Source organism: Tenacibaculum singaporense (assembly GCF_003867015.1).
GTDB classification, from domain to species: Bacteria; Bacteroidota; Bacteroidia; order Flavobacteriales; family Flavobacteriaceae; genus Polaribacter; species Polaribacter singaporensis.
The window spans coordinates 1,988,543-2,008,718 of record NZ_CP032548.1 but is presented as its reverse complement, the minus strand read 5'-3'; the positions used below and the strand labels follow the sequence as shown (position 1 = coordinate 2,008,718).

Annotated in this window: 18 protein-coding genes and 1 riboswitch; of the genes, 6 read left to right on the top strand and 12 right to left on the bottom strand. The window is 33.7% G+C overall.

Annotation, left to right across the window (positions count from 1 at the left end):
- Nucleotide 1: 1 nt before the first annotated feature.
- Nucleotides 2-1,018 (bottom strand): homocysteine S-methyltransferase family protein, encoded by a 1,017-nt coding sequence (locus D6T69_RS08875; RefSeq protein WP_125067402.1) that lies wholly within the window; start codon nucleotides 1,016-1,018, stop codon nucleotides 2-4.
- A gap of 50 nt (nucleotides 1,019-1,068) precedes the next feature.
- A riboswitch (SAM riboswitch) is annotated at nucleotides 1,069-1,173 on the bottom strand.
- 374 nt (nucleotides 1,174-1,547) lie between these two features.
- Here D6T69_RS08875 and D6T69_RS08870 point away from each other — a divergent pair.
- The 3 genes from D6T69_RS08870 (at nucleotide 1,548) to D6T69_RS08860 (ending at nucleotide 4,947) form a co-directional block, all read left to right on the top strand.
- On the top strand, nucleotides 1,548-1,976 hold the full coding sequence (locus D6T69_RS08870; RefSeq protein WP_125067401.1) for a hypothetical protein: 429 nt from the start codon (nucleotides 1,548-1,550) through the stop codon (nucleotides 1,974-1,976).
- Between the two features lie 339 nt (nucleotides 1,977-2,315).
- Nucleotides 2,316-4,298 carry a monovalent cation:proton antiporter family protein gene (locus D6T69_RS08865; protein ID WP_125067400.1) on the top strand — a complete coding sequence of 661 codons (1,983 nt, stop codon included), beginning with the start codon at nucleotides 2,316-2,318 and terminating at the stop codon, nucleotides 4,296-4,298.
- A 190-nt stretch (nucleotides 4,299-4,488) separates the two neighbouring features.
- Complete coding sequence (locus D6T69_RS08860) at nucleotides 4,489-4,947, top strand: SRPBCC domain-containing protein (RefSeq protein ID WP_125067399.1); 459 nt, start codon at nucleotides 4,489-4,491, stop codon at nucleotides 4,945-4,947.
- Between the two features lie 139 nt (nucleotides 4,948-5,086).
- On the opposite strand, the gene D6T69_RS08855 is transcribed toward D6T69_RS08860, so the two are convergent.
- Nucleotides 5,087-5,590: an ecotin family protein gene (locus tag D6T69_RS08855; protein ID WP_206197799.1), complete on the bottom strand. Its 504-nt coding sequence runs from the start codon at nucleotides 5,588-5,590 to the stop codon at nucleotides 5,087-5,089.
- A gap of 702 nt (nucleotides 5,591-6,292) precedes the next feature.
- On the opposite strand from D6T69_RS08855, the gene rsgA reads away from it, so the two are divergent.
- The 3 genes from rsgA (at nucleotide 6,293) to D6T69_RS08840 (ending at nucleotide 10,472) form a co-directional block, all read left to right on the top strand.
- On the top strand, nucleotides 6,293-7,360 hold the full coding sequence (rsgA, locus tag D6T69_RS08850) for a ribosome small subunit-dependent GTPase A (protein ID WP_125067398.1): 1,068 nt from the start codon (nucleotides 6,293-6,295) through the stop codon (nucleotides 7,358-7,360).
- Nucleotides 7,361-7,866: 506 nt separating this feature from the next.
- Nucleotides 7,867-8,499, top strand: coding sequence for an NAD(P)H-dependent oxidoreductase (locus D6T69_RS08845; RefSeq protein WP_125067397.1), 633 nt, complete (start codon nucleotides 7,867-7,869; stop codon nucleotides 8,497-8,499).
- Between the two features lie 242 nt (nucleotides 8,500-8,741).
- Nucleotides 8,742-10,472 (top strand): hypothetical protein, encoded by a 1,731-nt coding sequence (locus D6T69_RS08840; RefSeq protein WP_125067396.1) that lies wholly within the window; start codon nucleotides 8,742-8,744, stop codon nucleotides 10,470-10,472.
- 275 nt (nucleotides 10,473-10,747) lie between these two features.
- Here the strand turns inward: D6T69_RS08840 and cysM are convergent, their stop codons facing one another.
- The 10 genes from cysM to cysD all read right to left on the bottom strand — a co-directional run bounded on the left by cysM (nucleotide 10,748) and on the right by cysD (nucleotide 20,167).
- Nucleotides 10,748-11,632, bottom strand: a complete 885-nt coding sequence (gene cysM, locus D6T69_RS08835; protein ID WP_125067395.1) for a cysteine synthase CysM — start codon at nucleotides 11,630-11,632, stop codon at nucleotides 10,748-10,750.
- Between the two features lie 20 nt (nucleotides 11,633-11,652).
- Entirely contained in the window at nucleotides 11,653-12,396 is a 744-nt protein-coding gene (epsC, locus tag D6T69_RS08830) for a serine O-acetyltransferase EpsC (RefSeq protein ID WP_125067394.1), read from the bottom strand.
- Nucleotides 12,397-12,418: 22 nt separating this feature from the next.
- The gene (locus D6T69_RS08825) at nucleotides 12,419-12,754 is read right to left on the bottom strand and encodes a 2Fe-2S iron-sulfur cluster-binding family protein (protein WP_125067393.1); all 336 of its coding nucleotides are present in this window, start codon (nucleotides 12,752-12,754) and stop codon (nucleotides 12,419-12,421) included.
- Between the two features lie 136 nt (nucleotides 12,755-12,890).
- Nucleotides 12,891-13,946: an NAD(P)/FAD-dependent oxidoreductase gene (locus D6T69_RS08820; RefSeq protein WP_124589042.1), complete on the bottom strand. Its 1,056-nt coding sequence runs from the start codon at nucleotides 13,944-13,946 to the stop codon at nucleotides 12,891-12,893.
- 126 nt (nucleotides 13,947-14,072) lie between these two features.
- A complete protein-coding gene (locus D6T69_RS08815) occupies nucleotides 14,073-14,648 on the bottom strand; it encodes a precorrin-2 dehydrogenase/sirohydrochlorin ferrochelatase family protein (RefSeq protein ID WP_125067392.1) in 576 nt (191 codons plus the stop codon).
- Nucleotides 14,648-15,415: a uroporphyrinogen-III C-methyltransferase gene (gene cobA / locus D6T69_RS08810; protein WP_125067391.1), complete on the bottom strand. Its 768-nt coding sequence runs from the start codon at nucleotides 15,413-15,415 to the stop codon at nucleotides 14,648-14,650. The genes D6T69_RS08815 and cobA overlap by 1 nt, the downstream gene beginning before the upstream one ends.
- Nucleotides 15,416-15,430: 15 nt before the next feature.
- Complete coding sequence (locus D6T69_RS08805) at nucleotides 15,431-17,533, bottom strand: HEPN domain-containing protein (RefSeq protein ID WP_125067390.1); 2,103 nt, start codon at nucleotides 17,531-17,533, stop codon at nucleotides 15,431-15,433.
- A gap of 37 nt (nucleotides 17,534-17,570) precedes the next feature.
- A complete protein-coding gene (locus tag D6T69_RS08800) occupies nucleotides 17,571-17,921 on the bottom strand; it encodes a 4Fe-4S dicluster domain-containing protein (protein WP_125067389.1) in 351 nt (116 codons plus the stop codon).
- A 13-nt stretch (nucleotides 17,922-17,934) separates the two neighbouring features.
- Nucleotides 17,935-19,182: a sulfate adenylyltransferase subunit 1 gene (locus D6T69_RS08795; RefSeq protein ID WP_125067388.1), complete on the bottom strand. Its 1,248-nt coding sequence runs from the start codon at nucleotides 19,180-19,182 to the stop codon at nucleotides 17,935-17,937.
- A gap of 79 nt (nucleotides 19,183-19,261) precedes the next feature.
- Nucleotides 19,262-20,167: a sulfate adenylyltransferase subunit CysD gene (gene cysD, locus D6T69_RS08790; protein ID WP_125067387.1), complete on the bottom strand. Its 906-nt coding sequence runs from the start codon at nucleotides 20,165-20,167 to the stop codon at nucleotides 19,262-19,264.
- Nucleotides 20,168-20,176 lie beyond the last annotated feature (9 nt).

The window sequence follows — 20,176 nt, the reverse complement described above, 5'->3', positions numbered from 1 at the left end:
ACTAACTATTTTGTACTGCTGCAACAAATTCAGCTTTTCGTGGTTTGTACTTCGCTGCTATTGCTGCGATAGCTGAAATATGTTTAGGCGTGGTACCACAGCACCCTCCTATAATGTTAATTAAGTTTTTCTTTAAATATTCTTCTATTTGCTCCGCTGTTTCTTCTGGAGTTTCATCATACTCTCCAAAGGCATTAGGCAATCCAGCATTTGGATGTGCAGAAATAGCAAACTCTGTTTTAGAGGCAATTGCTTCTAAGTGAGGTTGTAATAAATTGGCTCCTAAAGCACAGTTGAATCCTACAGATAGCAACGGAATATGTGATATTGAAATCAGAAAAGCCTCTGCTGTTTGTCCTGATAATGTTCTACCTGAAGCATCGGTAATGGTTCCTGAAACCATGATAGGAATTTCTATATTTCGTTCCGCTTTTACCTCTTCAATGGCAAATAAAGCGGCTTTGGCATTTAGGGTATCAAACACCGTTTCTACCAACAAAATATCTGAACCACCATCAATTAAGGCTTCTACTTGTTGTTTGTAGGCAATGCGTAATTCGTCGAAAGTTACCGCTCTATACCCTGGATCGTTTACATCAGGTGACATGCTTGCGGTACGGTTGGTAGGTCCGATAGAGCCTGCTACAAAACGAGGTTTATGTGGTTCTTTCGCTGTAAATTCATCGGCCACCTCTTTGGCTATTCTAGCAGACTCGTAATTTAACTCGTATACCAACTCTTCCATTTGGTAATCTGCCATGGCAATGGTAGTTCCTGAAAAGGTGTTGGTTTCTACAATGTCTGCTCCTGCCGCAAAGTATTTTCTATGTACTTCTTTTACGGCTTCGGGTTGCGTAATGGACAACAAATCATTGTTTCCTTGCAACGGTGTTGGGTAGTCTTTAAAACGTTCTCCACGAAAATCTTCTTCAGTAAATTTATATTCCTGAAGCATGGTTCCCATAGCGCCATCGAGTACGAGGATACGTTTTTGTATTTCTTGATAAATGTTTGACATTCCTGATATTTAGTGTACTGTTATCAGGAAAAGAGGAAATAAAATTCTTTTCGTTATCTCTCTGCCGAAGCAGTAGAATGTAGCACCTTCTTTGTTTGCACAAAGGGTTGCTAAGGTTTCAAAGGGTCTATTCCCTCCACCTTTCTTGATAACATCAATACGTTAATGAACGGGGCAAAGTTATAGTATTATTTTTTATTTACCCAATTTTTATTTTCATAATTAAATAACTAAATAAAAAAGAGCCTTTTGCTACTAGTCAACAAAATAATTTTGTTTTATCTTGGGTACTTGAAACAAGAAAAGTGAAAATTGCTAAAAACTTCTACTAATCACTTTTAATTGCATCGATAAAAGACGTTTTAGTTCTTTTGTAACAAGTTAGCCACCATTTAAAAAAAAATTACTAGCATATAAAAAACTGATTAACTGATTTTTAAAAATAAATTTAAAATAATTACGTTTTCAGTTCGGGAGTTTTATCTACTTAGTTGTTTTATAATAAAGTGGAATAACAAAAATGAATAAAATGAAAACCTCAAATTTTAAACTACTTACAATTTTTACTGCAATGGTATTATTTATTGGAACATTCTCATCTTGTTCAGATGACGATGGACCTACTGCGAATATAACCGTCAACGAAGGTCCATCAGGCGACATTGGTGGTGATTTTACTGGAGACGGTGGAAATGCGTCGCGAACAATAAACTGGACTAATAATTTGGCTACAGCTGACTATAATGCTGATATAACTGCTACTACAACTGGTACATTTAATATAGTAGTTGCGGATTCAGAAGGAACTGTAGTACTTGACAGAACTCTGGATGGCGGAACTGAACCTGATACTATCGACGGAGTTACACAAGCTGGTGAGCCTGGAAATTGGACGGTAACAATTACAGTTATGTCATTTAATGGAGACGGAAGTTATTCTTTAAGTGCTGGAAACTAATAAAGAATTGATAAATAAATTATTGAAAAGGCTGTCTGAATTGATAGCCTTTTCTATTTGAAAATAAAAACTACAGCAAACGCTGGCTATAATTCATTGTAGCTAAATTTTCTACCAAAAATTTCTAACAAATTTGTTATCTTCGGTTTACGGCAGAAAATCATACCCCAACACACGTTGCATTTCCTTGTAAAGGAGACAGAAACTAAGACAGTTAGACCATTATACTTGACTTAACAGGTAATATTATGAATCGTAATAAAATTAGCTATTGCAATTTTGTGGACAAAGGTGAGTACAAAGGAAAAAATATAAACAACTCAAAGAGAAAGTAAACAGATGCATATACCATTATTACAAGACATACTTATACTTCTCGGGTTCTCTGCCATAATTGTTTTTGTGCTTCAAAAACTTAAACTCCCATCTATTATAGGCTTTCTGCTCACAGGAATAGTAATTGGTCCTTATGGACTTAGCCTTATCAATGCTGTAGAAGAAGTTGAAGTTTTATCTGAAATCGGAGTAATTCTTCTGTTATTTGTAATTGGAATGGAGCTATCTATAAAACAATTGGCTTCAATAAAGAAAACCATCTTTATTGGAGGGTTTCTTCAAGTTGGCATGACTGCAATAGTAACAGGAGTCATCTATTATTTCCTTGGATACTCATGGAATGAATCTGTTTTTGTTGGCTTTCTTTTTTCATTGTCAAGTACAGCAATTGTTCTAAAAACGCTTCAAGACAGAAAGGAAATTTTAACACCACATGGTCGAAATGCACTTGCAATCCTAATCTTTCAAGACATTATTATTGTTCCCATGATGCTTATTACACCGCTTATTGCAGGTGAATCAACAAACGTTGGAATGAGCATTCTCTCATTGGTTGTAAAGTCTGTTATTGTGATAGTAATTACATTAATAAGTGCTCGCTATATCGTACCCAAATTGATGCATGCTGTAGCAAAAACCAATAGTAAGGAATTATTCCTTTTGGTAACATTTACGTTATGTTTCGCTATTGCTTTTTTTACCTCTGAAATTGGCTTATCCTTAGCTTTAGGAGCTTTCATTGCAGGTTTAATCATTTCAGAATCCGAATACAGTCATCAAGCAACCAGTATTATTCTACCATTTCGAGAGCTATTTACCAGTTTCTTTTTCGTTTCAGTAGGTATGCTGCTTGACCTAAGTTTTTTTCTTGACAAGATTCCAACAATAATGCTTTTAGTGCTTTTGGTATTTATAACTAAATCCATTATTGCAAGTATTGCAGTTGCTGCACTACAATATCCTACAAGGACAGTTTTACTTACAGGTCTTTCCCTTTTTCAGATCGGTGAGTTTGCTTTTATATTATCCAAAGTAGGTATTGAGTACAATTTATTAAGTGCGGAAACCAATCAATATTTTTTATCTGTATCAATTGTTTCAATGATGTTAACTCCATTCGTAATCATTTTTTCTGAAAGGATAGTTAACAATTTTATTGGAGTTTCTAAAAAAATGGGGGTTGCCCCTACATTAGTCTTGGATAAAAATATATCAAAAATAGGAGATCTTAATTTGGAAAACCATCTTATAATTATTGGTTATGGCATAAATGGTAGCAACTTAGCGAAAGCAGCCGCAGCAAGCAATATTCCTTTTGTTGTAATTGAAATGAATGCTGAAACAGTTCGTCAGGAAAAATTCAAGGGACTTCCAATCATTTTTGGTGACGCTACTCAAGATCATATACTAGAAGCTGTTCACCTTTCTGATGCCAGAGCAGCAGTGATAGCGATTTCAGATAATACAGCAACTAAAACAATAATTAAAAATATTAGGTATCATTCAGAATCACTTTATCTTGTGGTTAGAACAAGATATGTAAAAGAAACTTCGGAACTTATCGCATTGGGTGCTGACGAAGTGATACCAGAAGAATTTGAAACTTCTGTACAAATATTTACTCACGTGCTTCAAAACTTCCTTGTTCCTGAAGATGATATTAACCTACTTGTGGATAAAGTACGTGCTGACAACTATCAGCTATTTAAAGGAGAACTTAAACACCCAAAAACTTATCGACCCAAAAACATTACCGATTTCAATATAACATGCTTAAGACTAAATTCTGACAGTAATATGTTTTTAGGAAAACCTTTAAAAGAATTGAATCTGAGGGCAGTTCATGGAATAAATATCTTGGGTATTAAGCGAAAAAATGAAGTACTAGATTCTATTCACCCAGAAGAAGTGTTAAAACAAGGTGATATTATCTATGTTCAGGGAAATCAAAACAAGATTGAGCAATTTCATAAAATAATTAAATAAAAATCAAGACAGAGATAACACTGGCTAACTATGAAAAAACAATTCTAATATTAATTCAACCATAAGTTCCCAAATAAAAAACAGAAAATCACTAACTTTAATCCCATAACTAACAGTTATACAAAACCGTTGGTATCTATTACCCACTTGTATAGACAAGACTAAAAAATCTTTAACCAATACACTAACCATGAAAAAGCTACAATTTAAAAAAGACATTAATGCTTCTGCTGAAAAGGTATACAATACAATGCTTGGTATTGATACTATTGAAACCTATGAGCAATGGACAGCTGAATTCAATCCAACTTCAACCTATGAAGGAAGCTGGGAAAAAGGAAGTAAAATCTATTTTGTAGGAACGGATGAAAATGGTAAAAAAGGTGGAATGGTCTCTGAAATTGCAGACAATATTCCATTTCAGTTTGTTTCCATTCGCCATTACGGGATGTTAGATGGTGAAAACGAAATTACCGAAGGTCCTGAGATTGAAAAATGGGCAGGCTCCCTAGAAAATTATTCATTCCATGAGCAGAACGGAGTTACAACGGTAACAGTAGAATGTGATACAGCGGAAGAATACCTTGATTATTTTAACTCAACTTGGGATAAAGCCTTAAATAAACTTAAAGAGCTTTCGGAAAAATAGCACATAGATAAAATCTCATATAAAGCAGTACCTATTAAAGAAAAAAAGTAGTGTAGTAATTCTATAAAAAAGAAAAGCAGCAAATAGTATTTGCTGCTTTTATTATATAAATCTGGAATAAATCACAGTGCTATTAAGTTTATTTTTGTTTTACCTCACTTGCATGATACACATCATCTTCTGCCTTGAATATCTTAAACTGAACATCGTAACCTTCTGGAATATAAATAACAATTGGTAATTTCCCGTTGTATCTTACTGTTGTTGGTTGACTGGCAACAAACTTTCTGACTGTACTACTTTCAAAACAAGCTTTTCTGGTAGATATAACTCCGCCATCAGTAGTAAAATTATAATACGAATATCCCCATCCTTTAAGGTCCTTTTTTTCTATACTTCCTACAAGACCGTGTTTATTACAAGTATCTACTTCCATCCATTTTCCAATAACAAATTCTATTTTTTTATTACTATCGTTAGCTGAATGAGGAACTTCTATAACCATTTGTTTAAATCCTTTCTCTGGTTTAGGATATATTGATGCATCTACTTTTTTTAAAGATGTTTGTCCTACTGACATAGAAGTAATAGTTAAGAATGCTATTAAAAATAATTTGTTGATTTGCACTGAAATTGTTCTCATAATAAAATAATTTTCCTAGAGCTTTTCAATATGCATGCCAAAAGTTCATCTAACTAAGACTTTTGTATTCATTGTTAAATCATTTACCATTCTTTTAACAACTATGAAAAGTGATGTTAGAATACAAACACATTCTCTGCTCGTTTAAAACCTTATGCTAAATACTTAATATTTATTGCTATGGTTACCACTTTTGATGCTATCCCTAGCAAAGAAAAACACTTGTAAATAACATATTATTTTTATGCCTTACTTTTTTTACATGCGTTTATGAGTGGTTCGACTAAAATCATGTACGACGTCACCACTACGAACAGAAGATATGCTATTCCAATTAAGGTATAGAGAGTTCTCATGTAATCATTTTTAGTAACTTACATTAAAGTTACTAAATATTTAAGAGTTCTTAAAACAATAACGTAAAGCATTCTTTTTTTCTGTAAACTTCAAAAAGATATTTTTTATAACTTTGTCTTCTAATATAATTTTATGTCTACTACATCTATATCGTATTCGGATATTGTAAAATAGATAGTCAATTTTCTTAAGGCTATCACCACTATTTACTTCAGATATCATCTGGAGTATTCTTATTTATTTACATTTTACATATAAACACATTAATTGTGAACGCTTATATATTTAAATTCATTTCATTAATGAAGAATTTAAGTGTTTGCTATATTTTACAATACTTAAAATATGAAACTAGAAGATTTCGGATATAACGATAAGATAGAAAAACTAAAGATTGAACATAACTTAGAAGACTTTGAAATTGGAAGAATTATTTCGGAGCATAAGGAACGGTATGTTGTTACAACAGAAGAAGGCGAATTTGACGCAGAAATTACAGGAAACTTAAGATATACTGCAAATACCCGTGAAGATTTTCCTGCTGTAGGAGATTGGGTTGCATTAATAATATATGATACTTATAGTACTATAATTCATAAGGTACTTCCTCGAAATTCAATTATTTCAAGAAAAGCAGTTGGTCATTTTGGCGATTTACAAATAATTGCGACAAATATAGATTACGCCTTAATTATGCAGGCAGTTGATAGAGATTTTAGTATCAATAGAATTGAAAGGTACCTTACCATTTGTAATACATCAAACATTCAGCCTTTTATTATTCTCACTAAAATTGATTTGATAAACGAAGTTCTACTAAATGAATTGATAGCTACCTTAAAAAAGAGGATTAACAAGGTACCTGTAATTGCAATTAGTAATACCTCTAAACAAGGTTATAAGAAGCTAAAAGAAGTTATAGTAAAAGGTAAGACATATTGTCTTTTAGGTTCCTCTGGTGTTGGTAAATCAACCCTCGTTAACACACTTGCAAACAAAGAATTGATGGATACTAAAAATGTTAGTAGCTTTTCTAAAAGAGGGAAACATACAACTACACATCGGGAACTTATACTTCTTGATAACGGCGGCATTTTAATTGACAACCCAGGAATGAGAGAAGTTGGAATAACAGATACATCGCATGGTCTAGAAAAAACATTTGAAACAATTTTTGAACATTCTAAACATTGTAAGTTTAAAGACTGTACACATACTATAGAAATTGGATGTGCGGTTATTGAAGCTCTTGAAATTGGAGAAATCGATGATTCTTCTTATAATAACTATTTAAAAATGAAGAGAGAAAAAGAGCATTTTGAAGCTACTGTTGCTGAAAAAAGGAAAAGGGAGAAAGATTTTGGAAAAATGGTCAAACATTTTAAAAAAATTAAAAAGTCTAGTAAATACTAAACAGAACTAGATGCATAGATAACAGCGGTTTGAGTTCCTATTCAAACCGCTTTTTTTATGTAGTAAAAGCTTTGTAACTAAAAACCTGTAGCTCAATTATTACTTGTTTACACACAGTAATTTTTACCTGTTTAATAGAAAACTGTTTGTTTACATTCAAAACTTAGTTTATTTGTTCTTAGGAAGGTTCAGCGTGACGCGCTGACGGTTCCGTTGTATTGAGGAAAGTTCAGCGTGACACGCTGACGATTCCGTTGCCTTGAGGAAAACTCAGCGTGACGCGCTGATGGTTTCGTTGCATTGAGGAAAGACCAGCGTGACGCGCTGATGATTCCGTTGTGTTGAGGAATGACCAGCGAAACTCGCTGACGGTTCCGTTTACTTAGATTTTCACCCCTAACTCCTTTGAGAAAGAAAAAGTACGTTAAAAATTGTGGAATCAACATATGTAAAGGCGTTGTAGCTACTCCTCTTCTACTTTTGTCATATTCTTAAACAATTATAGTATGACTTTAATAGACAACCTAGAATGGCGATATGCCACTAAAAAATTTGATGCTTCTAAAAAAGTTTCAGCACAGAATATAGAACTTTTAAAGAGAGCGATTCAATTAGCTCCTTCTTCTTACGGTCTGCAATTGTATACCGTTTTGATTATAGAAGACAGTGCAATAAAAGAACAATTAAAAGCTGTTTCTTACGGACAGAGTCAAATTACTGATGCTTCTCACTTGTTTGTGTTTTGCAATTATTCAAAGGTTACCAATGACCATATAGATGCTTATTTTTCTTTAAAATCTGAAATAGAACAAGTAGACATTTCTAATTTTAAAGAGTATGCTGATTTTATTAAGTCTGACGTTACGAGCAGAACTTTGGTTGAAAAAAATAGGTGGACTTCTAACCAAGTTTACATTGCTTTGGGCAATTTGCTAAATGCTTGCTCAGAACTTAAAATAGATGCTTGTCCTATGGAGGGATTTGATGCCGAAGCTTATAACAAAATATTAGACTTGGATAAGTTTGGGTTAAATGCTGCTGTAGTTGCTCCTGTTGGTTATCGTTCTGACGAAGATAGTTCACAAAACACTCACAAAGTAAGAAAGCCTATAGAGAGTCTTTTTATAGAGTATAAGTAATTACAACTCTTGAAATACAATAGTATAACCGTACATTTTTTGTACGGTTTCTTATTTTGTTTTATATTGGCTAGCGCTTACTAAAAAAGAATAAAATTGCTGCCACTTCCTTTTTTAATTTCTTTAACAAGGAGATAGCAACAAAAATAAAAAACAGCAAAGATGCACTTATACCCCCTTTTGGTTGTATAACGATGTATTTTATGCGTATATAAACAAGTTCGACATAATACATGAACTGAATGGATAATCGAATACCAAATATCATTAAAGATTTTGAAAAGACAAATCTTAATAAATCAGAAATTGATTTTTTATCCTTTAATGATTGGCTTTCTGAAAATAACAATGTTCAAAAGGATTGGGTTGTTTTTGCCCAAAGTAAAGAAACAGAAAAGCTTGAAAGTTATTTTATAACAAGTTGTTTAATAAAGGTAAATGAACAATCATTAAATCAATTTCTATCCGATTCTCATTGGTTCATAAATACTGAATTTGGTATTCCAGAAAAATACCAAAAACCTTATGAGAACAAAGAATATGATGATGGACTTAAAGCTAAACTAAACGGTGTTATATATACCCCTTTTGTATTCAAAAGATACTTTTATGGTTATGTCCCAGACCGTTTTCAAATCATTGAACATTTTTTATTGTATTATAATTGCTTTTGGGTAGAAGACAAAAATGAATATCAAACCATTAATGATAAAGGTGAAATTAAAACAGTTATCAAACACATAAAAACCCAAAAGGAGGAAACTTTTTTAATAGACACACATACATTAAAAGATTATCTAGCTGTTAAAGGTGTTTATTTAGCTCGATTTCATGACCATCGAAGACAATCAAAAAATGATATTTCAGACTTCTTAAAAAAGAAGTTTAAAACGTTTGAGCTTTCAAACACAATGTCTTTTTTTGAATTAGATTTAAGAACTGACATTCAATACGATAATATAAAAAGTACTTCAAGATTACTTGGAAAAGATATTGTTAAACCATACTCTGAAGCAGAATCACATGAATGTTCTACTGAAAAAGACCAAAATGAATTTCTTGATTTCATAATTGGAAGAGATGAAAATGGTAAGGAAATCAAATCAACCTGTCAACCAAATAAATTAAGCAGTTATTTTGAAGACAAAGGAACTCCACACTTTCTAACCCCTGTATATTTTAAAAGAGAATTGCTTCAAAAATATTATTCTGAACCAAAAAAATATGACACTTCTGAAAATTCAATTAAGTATTTGATTTTTTGGCGAATAGAAATTGACTTGACACAAGAAAATTTAATTCAAGTCTATTTAGGTGACATTGGTCGTAACCTTACTTATAACGAACAACTTCATTGGAGACAATTTAATGTTGTTCCTAAAGGAAAAATATCGGGTCATCGATATAAAAGAGATTTTCTCGCTGAGTTTGCTTCTCCTAAAATAGAAGAAGCTCCAATCCTACATTTTAAACAGTCTTTTGAAAGGCTTCAAAAAAGCTTTATATCTTTAAACGGAGAAGAGTTATTTAAAAGTTTAGCCAAAGACGACCTACATCTTTTCACTACATTACATATTCCTGTAACTGATGAATGGAAAGAATTAGATGAACAAATATTAGCCTTAGCTAAAGTTACTACTGACTCATTTAATTACAAAATTCTTACTAAATTAACAGGAAAAAAAATAGGAGATATAGGTATGAATGACAAACCTATTAAAGGTTTACTAGCTCTTTTTTATGAACTTTTATCGATAACTATTGAAAATGAAGATTATATTAATTCACTAATTACTCCGTTTAATATGATACAATCATTACGTTCCTCTAGTGTTGCTCATAGAAAAAGTAAAGACTTGGAGAAAACGCTAAAAAAATATAATTTAGATAAATTGAGTAATGAACAAAAATTTAAGACTATAATAGTAGAATTAACCAGATCAATAGAATCCATTAATAAAGAATTAAAATAAAGCACTATGCCAAACACAATGTATATTACAAATAAAAATACTACAGACAGTCTTTATTTTCTGGAATAACAATCCAAGATTCAAGCTAGAAACCCCGAATAATTACACTAATTTTAAAGTATTAATTACAATACTATATATACACAATGTAGCCGACTTTCAATGAAAAACATGAAAGAATTATATAGAGCTTATTCAATACAATAAAAATATTTAACCTAATGATTAAAAATGTATCAGACTCCTAGAACTGATACATTTTTTTGTTTTTTAAGTTAAAACAAATCCGAAGATAAATAACGATCGCCTCTATCACAAATTACCGCAACAATTACCCCTTTATCAATAGTTTTGGCTATTTCAAGCGCTGCATGTACTGCTCCTCCACTACTCATTCCTGCAAAAACTCCTTCTTCTTGTGCTAACTTTCTAGTCATGTTTTTAGCATCATTTTCATCTAACTCTACCACTTGATCTACCTTACTTTTATTAAAAAATTTTGGTTGGTATTCTGGCGACCACTTACGAATTCCTGGTATTCTAGCTCCGTCTTTAGGTTGTGCTCCTACAATTTGTACTTCAGGATTTTGTTCTTTTAAATAGGTAGACACTCCCATAATGGTTCCTGTGGTTCCCATCGCTGAAACAAAATACGTTATTGTTCCTTCGGTATCGTTCCAAATTTCTGGGCCTGTAGTTTTATAGTGTGCTTTCCAGTTATCAGTATTTTCAAACTGGTTCAACATAAAATAGCCTTTTTTGTAACGTAATTCTAAGGCTACATCTCTAGAACCTTCAATACCTTTTTCTGCATCCGTTAAAATAACCTCAGCTCCGTAAGCACGCATAGTTTTTACACGTTCTTCAGTAGAGTTTTCTGGCATTACCAATACCATATTTACTCCTAAAACTTTTGCCATGAGTGCTAACGCAATTCCTGTGTTTCCACTAGTTGCTTCTACTAAATAATCTCCATGACGGATATTTTTCCTTTTAATAGCTTCCGCAATCATATTAAAAGCTGCTCTATCTTTTACACTTCCACCAGGGTTATTTCCTTCTAGTTTTAATAATAGCTTTACGCCTTCTTTTTGAAGAATGTTTGAAACTTCTATTAATGGCGTATTCCCTATACTATCTATAATTGTTTTAGTTTTCATGGTTGATTTTCGTACCTACATCACTTAACATAGGATTTTCTAGTGGTTATTTTATTTTCTGACTCATAGGTTACAATAGATCCTTCGGGTACAGAGGTGGTTACGCAAACATTAGCGCCAATTATACTATCTCTTCCTATCACTACATCGCCTCCTAAGATAGTTGCGTTGGCATAAATGGTTACATTATTTTCAATGGTTGGGTGCCTTTTTGTGGATGCTAATTCTTTCTTTACTTGAATTCCTCCTAGGGTGACTCCCTGATATATTTTTACGTTTTCTTTAATAATCGTGGTTTCTCCAATCACAATTCCTGTTGCATGATCTATAAAAAACGAATCGCCAATGGTTGCTCCTGGATGGATGTCTGTTCCTGTTAATCCATGCGCATATTCGCTCATCATTCTTGGTAAAATCGGAACTTCCATTTTATACAATTCATGACTCAATCGATATACAGCAATAGCGTGAAACCCTGGATAGGCTAAATACACTTCTCCTAAGCTTTTACAGGCAGGATCGGTCTTTTCAAATGCTTTGGCATCTAAATCTAACTTTTCTCGTATTTCACAAAACGTTTGTTGGTATGCTGTCCATACTTCCGAAGCATTTTTAACAGCTAACCCTTTTAAAATTTTTTCAAACTTTTCTTTTAAATGATTTGCTTTTTCTTGGCACGCATCATTAAACAATGCATAAAATAATTGTTTGGTAAAAACTTCTACATCATCTTTTAATGATAAATCGTATTGTTTGAATTGCATCTACTCTTTTTTACTAAAATAACTAATTTTCAGGTGCTAATACTACTTCTAACCCTTCTAATTCAGGAGTTATATGAATTTGACACCCTAATCGACTATTCTCTTCTACATGAAAAGCTTCTGCTAACATTGCATCTTCATCGTCATTCATTTCTGGCAATTCATGGTTCGATTTTACATAACATTGACACGAGGCACACATCGCCATTCCTCCACAGATTCCAATAGTTCCTTCAGGAGCTAATTCGTATGATCGAACTACTTCCATTAAGTTCATTGCCATATCTGTCGGAGCAACTACCTCATGCATTACACCATCACGGTCTGTTATTTTTATATTGATGTCTTGATTATCCATTTGTAACAATTTCTTAAAGGAATCAGTAGTTAGGTAGGCTATTTTAGTTTTGTTGGTGAAGGAGTTCTTACTTAAAACTTGTAATTACAACAAACTTATCCGCTCAGTTCCTAACTACTTTCATCCTAATCCCCAATTATTGAATTGCTTTTACTACCGCTTTTGGTGCTTCTTTTCGGGTTCCATCAAAACCGTCTACACCGCCAACAGTGGTATATTTCATTACATATTTTTTATCTGGATGAATACGTTTGTAAGCACTTTGACACATGAGTGTTGCTTCATGGAATCCACATAAAATCAATTTTAGTTTTCCTGGATAAGTATTCACGTCTCCAATGGCATAGATACCTTCTACATTCGTTTGGTAATCTAGCGCATTGTTTACTTTTATAGCATTCTTTTCAATTTCTAATCCCCAATTGGCAATCGGCCCTAACTTAGGAGCCAATCCAAATAATGGAATAAAATGATCGGTATCTATCATGTAAGGTTCTTTCCCTTTTTCTTCTACCACAACTCCTGTTACATGATTTTCTCCTAATACTGCTTTTACCTCAGCAGGTGTAATTAAGTTTATCTTTCCTAAATTCTTTAATTCTTGAACTTTTTCTACAGAGTCTAACGCTCCTCTAAACTCGTTTCTTCTATGAATTAAGGTTACCGATTTTGCTACATCTGTTAAGAAAATAGACCAATCTAAGGCAGAATCTCCACCTCCAGCAATTACTACATCTTTGTCTCGATACAGTTCTGGTTCTTTAATCATATACTCTACTCCCTTATCTTCAAAATCAGCAATGTTTGGAATCGGTGGTTTACGAGGTTCAAAACTTCCCAGTCCTCCTGCAATAGCTACAACAGGTGCTTGGTGTTTGGTTCCTTTATTAGTGGTTACAATGAATGTTCCATCATCTTGCTTTTCAATAGTATCTGCACGCTCACCTAAGGTAAACCCTGGTTCAAATTGCTTGATTTGTTCCATCAAATTCTTAGTTAAATCTCCTGCTAAGATCTCTGGATATGCTGGAATATCGTAAATAGGTTTCTTTGGATAAATTTCTGAACACTGCCCTCCTGGTTGTGGTAAGGCATCAATTAAATGACAACGTAATTTTAACAATCCTGCTTCAAAAACGGTGAATAGCCCTGTTGGACCTGCTCCAATAATTAATATATCTGTTTGTATCATGTTCTCTTTATTTTGTCACTTCGACTACGCTCAGTGACCTCTCTCTATTTTATAAGTTTATAGATTTCTTCATTTTAGCCTGTCTTGAGCCTTTTGACTTCTCTCAAGATAAACTTAGGCGAAAGATTACTTTACTAAACTCTCAGTTAGCTTATTTAATGTTTCTACTTTTTGTTCAAAGTTTCCTTTGATGGTTTTTCTATAACTATTTAAGTTTTGTACTAATTGATTGATGTCTTCTGGAATTACTTCTTCAAAAAACTGACGTAATCTTTTAGCAGTTGTTGGCGATTTTCCATTGGTTGAAATGGCTACTTTTACATTTCCTTTGGTAACTATTCCGCCCATATAAAAATCACAGTATGGTGGATTATCTGCTACATTCACCAATTTATTTTGACTCCTACAATCTTTATATACTTGTATATTTACTTCAGGAACATCTGTGGTTGCAATCACCAAATGTTTTCCCTGCAAATAGGTATCACTATAGCTATCTATTATCCTATTTACCTTACCTTTTTGGGCAATGGCAATGGTTTCTTCTCTAAAAAAAGGAGCGACCATCGTTACCTTAGCATCTGGACTCGACTTTAATAAAAAACGTAGCTTTTCTTCTGCTACGAACCCTCCTCCTACAATTAGCACTTCCAGTTCTTTAGTCTTTAAAAAGATTGGATATAGATTATTTCTTTCTTCCATTATACCACCTCTTTTAAAGCTACTTCTTGTTGTATTTGTAGTAATTGCTGTCTGTGATTTACTACATCTCCTAACAGAATAATAGCAGGGTTACTCAAGTTGTTTTTAGCCACTACTTCTTCTATCGTATCTACGGTGCCAATTCCTATTTTTTCTTCAGGAGTTGTTCCATTTTGAATAATAGCAACTGGTAATTCATTCTTTCCTTCTGCCTTAAAAAGCTGAATGATCTCTGAAAGTTTACCCATTCCCATTAAAATAACAACCGTTGCATTGGATTTTGCTGCCAAAGCAACATCATTTGATAATTGATGCTGTTTTGTAGTTCCTGTAATTACCCAAAAACTTTCTGAACTTCCTCTTTTTGTCAACGGGATATTCTGATACGCTGGTACTGCTAACGATGAAGAAATCCCTGGCACTACAGCAACCTCCAATCCGTGTTTAGCTGCATATTCCATTTCTTCTGCCCCTCTACCAAAAATAAAAGGATCACCTCCTTTTAAACGTACTACATGTCCGTGAGAAAATCCTCTAGCAACAATCAAGTCATTGATTTGTTCTTGTTGATATCGATAGCATCCTCTGCGTTTTCCCACAAAAATTAATTCTGCATCCGGATTCACATATCCTAACAGTTCATTATTCACCAATGCATCGTACAATACCACATCAGCTTGTTCTAATGCTTTGATGGCTTTTAAGGTGATTAAATCAGCATCTCCTGGTCCTGCACCTACTACGGTTAATTTCGGTTGATTTTTCATTGGACTCTCCTTTTTTTAACTTTCTACGGCTGCCTTTCTATAAACATCTACTGTTTTATAAAATGCTGTTGCACTTTCTAAATATGCTTTTGCAAAAGCTTCCGTAGGTTCATTCTTATTAATTTGATAAATCAATTCTGCAAATGAACTTGATAATTCTATTTTATTTGTTGCTACAAACAGTTCATCAAAATTGGTGATGATTCCTGCTTGTGTATTGGTTTTTGCTCCTTCTGCTATCAACAAGGCTTTAGCAGTGTTTACCATGGCTGCATAAGCGTGATAAATACTATCTGACCACTGTTGACTATTCAAGGCTTGTGTTGCATTTTCTAATTTTTCTTCACTTTCAAATAATAACGTGGCTACTAAATCAATTACAACTCCAGCACATTCCCCTACTCCTATGGCTTTTACATAGTTTTTATCGTGACCCCAATCAATAAAATCATCTTCCTTTAAATTGGTGGTGTCTGATAATTCTTTTAATAGCTCATAGAAATATGTTTTTCCTTGTCTATCGTAATAGCTTAAGAAGTCTTCATCTGCTTGCTTATGACTTTCGAAATCGTTTAATAAGATTCGTAAAGATTCTGGTCCTCTTTTACTTGGGATTTTAATCAACTTATCAGCAAAACGTCCATTTCCGCCACCTAAAACTCCTCCTCCAACTAATACTTGTAAAGCCGGAGCTAATAACTTCCCTACTTTTATAGACATTCCTTGAAAACCAATGTGTGCCATGTTGTGTTGCCCACAAGCATTCATACATCCACTAATTTTAATGGTAATATCTTTGTTATTTACATACTGTGGATATTCAGCTTTTAACACACGTTCTAACTCTGCTGCAATTCCTGTACTGCTAGCAATACCTAAATTACATGTATCGGTTCCAGGACATGCAGTAATATCATTCAAACTATTATATCCTGCGTCTGCAAAACCTAACTTTTGTAGTTCCGCATAGAAAAATGATAAAAACTCCTCTCTCACGTGACGAATCAAAATATTTTGACGTAGCGTAAAGCGTAACTCGTTTGCTCCATACTTCTTGATTAAATCAGCTAACAAACGTGCTTTATCGGTATAAAAATCTCCTAAATGTACTTTAATACCTATCGCGTATAATCCAGCTTGTTTTTGCTTGAAAACATTGGTTGTTTTCCAGTCTTGATAGGCTTCTTCATCTTTTAGTACTACAGGTGGAACTTCGTTGGTTTCAAAAACAATACCTTGTTCAAAATCGGTAGTATTTATCGGATACGTTTTATACGCTAAAGCAGCTCTTTCTGTTGCTACCAATTCTAAGAAAGCTTCTACTCCTAAATCTTTTACCAAGAATTTTAAACGGGCTTTGGCTCTTTTAGCACGCTCTCCATAACGATCGAACACTCTTAAAACACCTTCGATAGTTGGTATTAATAAGTCTGCTTCTAAAAAGTCATAAATTACATCTGCATGACGTGGTTGTGAGCCTAATCCTCCTGCTAATAATACCTTGAATCCTTTTACTTCTTTACCTTCTACTATTTTTGTTTTAGCAATAAATCCTAAATCATGAATAAAACTCAATGCGGTATCTTCTTCTGTTGCAGAAAAAGACATCTTGAACTTCCTTCCCATTTCTTGACAGATTGGATTACGTAAGAAGAATTGGAAAGTAGCATGTGCATACGGTGTTACATCAAACGGTTCTTTCGGATCGATTCCCGCAGTTTCTGAAGCCGTAACATTACGTACGGCATTACCACATGCTTCTCGTAACGTAATATCGTCTTTCTCTAACTGTGCCCATAACTCTGGAGTTCTGTCTAAACTTACGTGGTGAATTTGAATATCTTGACGTGTCGTAATGTGTAAACGACCACGAGAATATTCATCAGAAACATCTGCAATTCTGTGTAATTGTTCGCTTGTAACTTTACCATACGGCAATTTTATACGAATCATTTGTACCCCAAACTGACGTTGCCCGTAAATTCCTCTGGCTAAACGTAAGCTTCTGAAACGTTCTTCATCTATTTTTCCTTCGTTAAACAAACGTATTTTACGCTCTAACTCTAGGATATCCTTTTCTACTAAAGGATTTTCTATTTCTGATCTAAAACTTTGCATGTGGTTTTTTAATAGTTGTTTGCTTGTAAAAGCGTTGTTATTCGTTATGTAAGAACTCTTGTTTTGCTAACAATTGTTCTTCTGTTTCTACATGTGCATCATCTGGCACACAACAATCTACCGGACATACTGCCGCACATTGTGGTTCTTCATGAAATCCTTTACACTCAGTACATTTATCGGGTACTATAAAATAATACTCATCTGACACCGGTGCATTCTCCTCATTTGCATTTACCGAAGTTCCATCCAATAAGGTTACATTTCCTTGTAATGAAGTTCCTTCGCTATATTTCCAGTCACTCGCTCCTTCATAAATGGCTGTATTTGGGCATTCTGGTTCACAAGCCCCACAGTTGATGCATTCATCTGTAATGATTATTGCCATAACTTTTTATTATTTACTTGATAAAACCAACTCCTGACGTATTGTTCGTTTTGGGGTTGATAATGATAAATGCTCCGTTTGCCTTATTTTCTTCATATGAATCAACAAACAAAGGCTTGCTTACTTTTAAACTTGCTTCGCCTATTTCGTTTAATGATAATTTGGCAGGCGCTTCTTCTACTCCAGAAAAATCAGTGCGAACAATTGTTTTTAACTCCGTTATTTTCGCTTGTACATCGTTTACTCCATGTTTGATGTAATACTTTTCTGAAGCTTGTAATGGTGCCTTATCCATCCAACAAATGGTAGCTTCTAACTGTTTTACCACATATGGTTCTTCACCCGTTTTAACCAACATATCACCTCTACTTACATTTACATCATCTTCTAAAGTGATGTTTACAGAGCTTCCTCTTTTTGCTCTTGCATATTCTTTATCAAAAAATCGAATGCTTTTTATGGTAGATTCTGTTGCTGATGGTAATACTGTTACGCTATCTCCTACTGCTAAATCACCTCCGTACAATTTCCCTGCATATCCTCTAAAATCGTGATATTCATCCGTTTTAGGTCGGATAACTGTTTGCACTGGGAAACGTGCTTTTGATACTTCTTGCGTATCTTCAGATCCCAAGTTTTCAAGGTAATTCAGTAATGTTTCTCCTTTATACCAAGGGGTGTTTTCTGAAGACTTCACAACATTATCTCCTTTCAAAGCTGAAAGAGGTATGAATGTGATATTTTGATTTTGATAGTCGCTCTTCTTAGCTAGATACTCTATTTCTCCTTTAATCTGATTGAATTTTTCTTCTGAAAAGTCTACCAAATCCATTTTGTTTACAGCTACTATCACATCTTTTACTCTCAATAAATTATTGATAAAGAAATGACGATAGGTTTGTTCTACCACTCCATTTCTGGCATCTACCAAAATGATAGAAGCTTGTGAATTTGATGCTCCAGTAACCATGTTTCTGGTATACTCAATATGACCAGGAGTATCAGCTATGATAAAACTTGTTTTTGGTGTTGAGAAATATATGTGAGCTACATCAATAGTAATTCCTTGTTCACGTTCTGCTACTAATCCGTCAGTGGCTAAAGAAAAATCTAAGTAATCAAATCCGCGTTGCTTACTTTTTTCTTCTATTGCTTCTAATTTATCTTGGGTTAATGATTTTGTATCGTATAAAATTCGCCCTATTAGTGTGCTCTTTCCGTCATCTACACTTCCTGCTGTTGCTATTTTTACTACGTTCATGTTGTTTTAGTATTGAGTGATTAGTATTGAGTTTTGAGTATTTTTTCTCATTACTCTATACTAAATACTAGGTTTTCTTTTAAAAATATCCTTGTTGTTTACGTTTCTCCATTGCTGCTTCTGAGCGTTTATCATCTATCCTTGCTCCTCTTTCTGATATAGTTGATTCTCTAATTTCGTCTACTACTGTATCAATGTCTATTGCATCTGATAAAACTGCTGCCGTACAACTCATATCTCCTACTGTTCTAAAACGAACCATACGCTCTTGTACTTCTTCTTCCTCTTCTCTATACACAACTTCATCATTTGCAGACCAGATTAACCCATCTCTAATAAAAGTGGCTCTTTTATGAGCGAAATAGATGGATGGAATTTCAATTTTCTCTTGTTGTATATACGACCAAACATCTAATTCTGTCCAGTTAGAAATTGGAAAAACACGTACATTTTGACCTAAATCAATTCTTCCATTTAGCATATCAAACAACTCTGGACGTTGATTCTTTTCATCCCATTGTCCAAAATCATCTCGTACTGAAAAAATACGCTCTTTAGCTCTCGCTTTTTCTTCATCTCTACGCGCTCCACCGATACATGCGTCGAAACCAAATTCTTCAATGGCATCTAATAACGTTTCGGTTTGTAACATGTTTCGGCTAGCGTACTTTCCTGTTTCTTCTTTTACTTTACCAGCATCAATATTGTCTTGTACTTCTCTTACGATTAACTCAACACCTAATTCTTCTACCAAACGATCTCTAAATTCAATCGTTTCAGGAAAATTATGTCCTGTATCGATATGCAATAAAGGGAACGGAATTTTTGCTGGATAAAATGCTTTTTGAGCAAGTCGCACCAGTGTTATGCTATCTTTGCCCCCCGAAAACAATAACACCGGTTTTTCAAATTGCGCGACTACTTCTCTTAATATATATATGGCTTCACTTTCTAAAGCTCCTACTTGTATCGTTTCTATATTCATAATCATGTT

What these genes read in the sequence shown, in the direction of transcription:
- D6T69_RS08875 (WP_125067402.1), bottom strand. Translation starts at nt 1,018, where the DNA reads ATGTCAAACATTTATCAAGAAATACAAAAACGTATCCTCGTACTCGAT.
- D6T69_RS08870 (WP_125067401.1), top strand. Translation starts at nt 1,548, where the DNA reads ATGAAAACCTCAAATTTTAAACTACTTACAATTTTTACTGCAATGGTA.
- D6T69_RS08865 (WP_125067400.1), top strand. Translation starts at nt 2,316, where the DNA reads ATGCATATACCATTATTACAAGACATACTTATACTTCTCGGGTTCTCT.
- D6T69_RS08860 (WP_125067399.1), top strand. Translation starts at nt 4,489, where the DNA reads ATGAAAAAGCTACAATTTAAAAAAGACATTAATGCTTCTGCTGAAAAG.
- D6T69_RS08855 (WP_206197799.1), bottom strand. Translation starts at nt 5,590, where the DNA reads ATGAGAACAATTTCAGTGCAAATCAACAAATTATTTTTAATAGCATTC.
- rsgA (WP_125067398.1), top strand. Translation starts at nt 6,293, where the DNA reads ATGAAACTAGAAGATTTCGGATATAACGATAAGATAGAAAAACTAAAG.
- D6T69_RS08845 (WP_125067397.1), top strand. Translation starts at nt 7,867, where the DNA reads ATGACTTTAATAGACAACCTAGAATGGCGATATGCCACTAAAAAATTT.
- D6T69_RS08840 (WP_125067396.1), top strand. Translation starts at nt 8,742, where the DNA reads ATGGATAATCGAATACCAAATATCATTAAAGATTTTGAAAAGACAAAT.
- cysM (WP_125067395.1), bottom strand. Translation starts at nt 11,632, where the DNA reads ATGAAAACTAAAACAATTATAGATAGTATAGGGAATACGCCATTAATA.
- epsC (WP_125067394.1), bottom strand. Translation starts at nt 12,396, where the DNA reads ATGCAATTCAAACAATACGATTTATCATTAAAAGATGATGTAGAAGTT.
- D6T69_RS08825 (WP_125067393.1), bottom strand. Translation starts at nt 12,754, where the DNA reads ATGGATAATCAAGACATCAATATAAAAATAACAGACCGTGATGGTGTA.
- D6T69_RS08820 (WP_124589042.1), bottom strand. Translation starts at nt 13,946, where the DNA reads ATGATACAAACAGATATATTAATTATTGGAGCAGGTCCAACAGGGCTA.
- D6T69_RS08815 (WP_125067392.1), bottom strand. Translation starts at nt 14,648, where the DNA reads ATGGAAGAAAGAAATAATCTATATCCAATCTTTTTAAAGACTAAAGAA.
- cobA (WP_125067391.1), bottom strand. Translation starts at nt 15,415, where the DNA reads ATGAAAAATCAACCGAAATTAACCGTAGTAGGTGCAGGACCAGGAGAT.
- D6T69_RS08805 (WP_125067390.1), bottom strand. Translation starts at nt 17,533, where the DNA reads ATGCAAAGTTTTAGATCAGAAATAGAAAATCCTTTAGTAGAAAAGGAT.
- D6T69_RS08800 (WP_125067389.1), bottom strand. Translation starts at nt 17,921, where the DNA reads ATGGCAATAATCATTACAGATGAATGCATCAACTGTGGGGCTTGTGAA.
- D6T69_RS08795 (WP_125067388.1), bottom strand. Translation starts at nt 19,182, where the DNA reads ATGAACGTAGTAAAAATAGCAACAGCAGGAAGTGTAGATGACGGAAAG.
- cysD (WP_125067387.1), bottom strand. Translation starts at nt 20,167, where the DNA reads ATGAATATAGAAACGATACAAGTAGGAGCTTTAGAAAGTGAAGCCATA.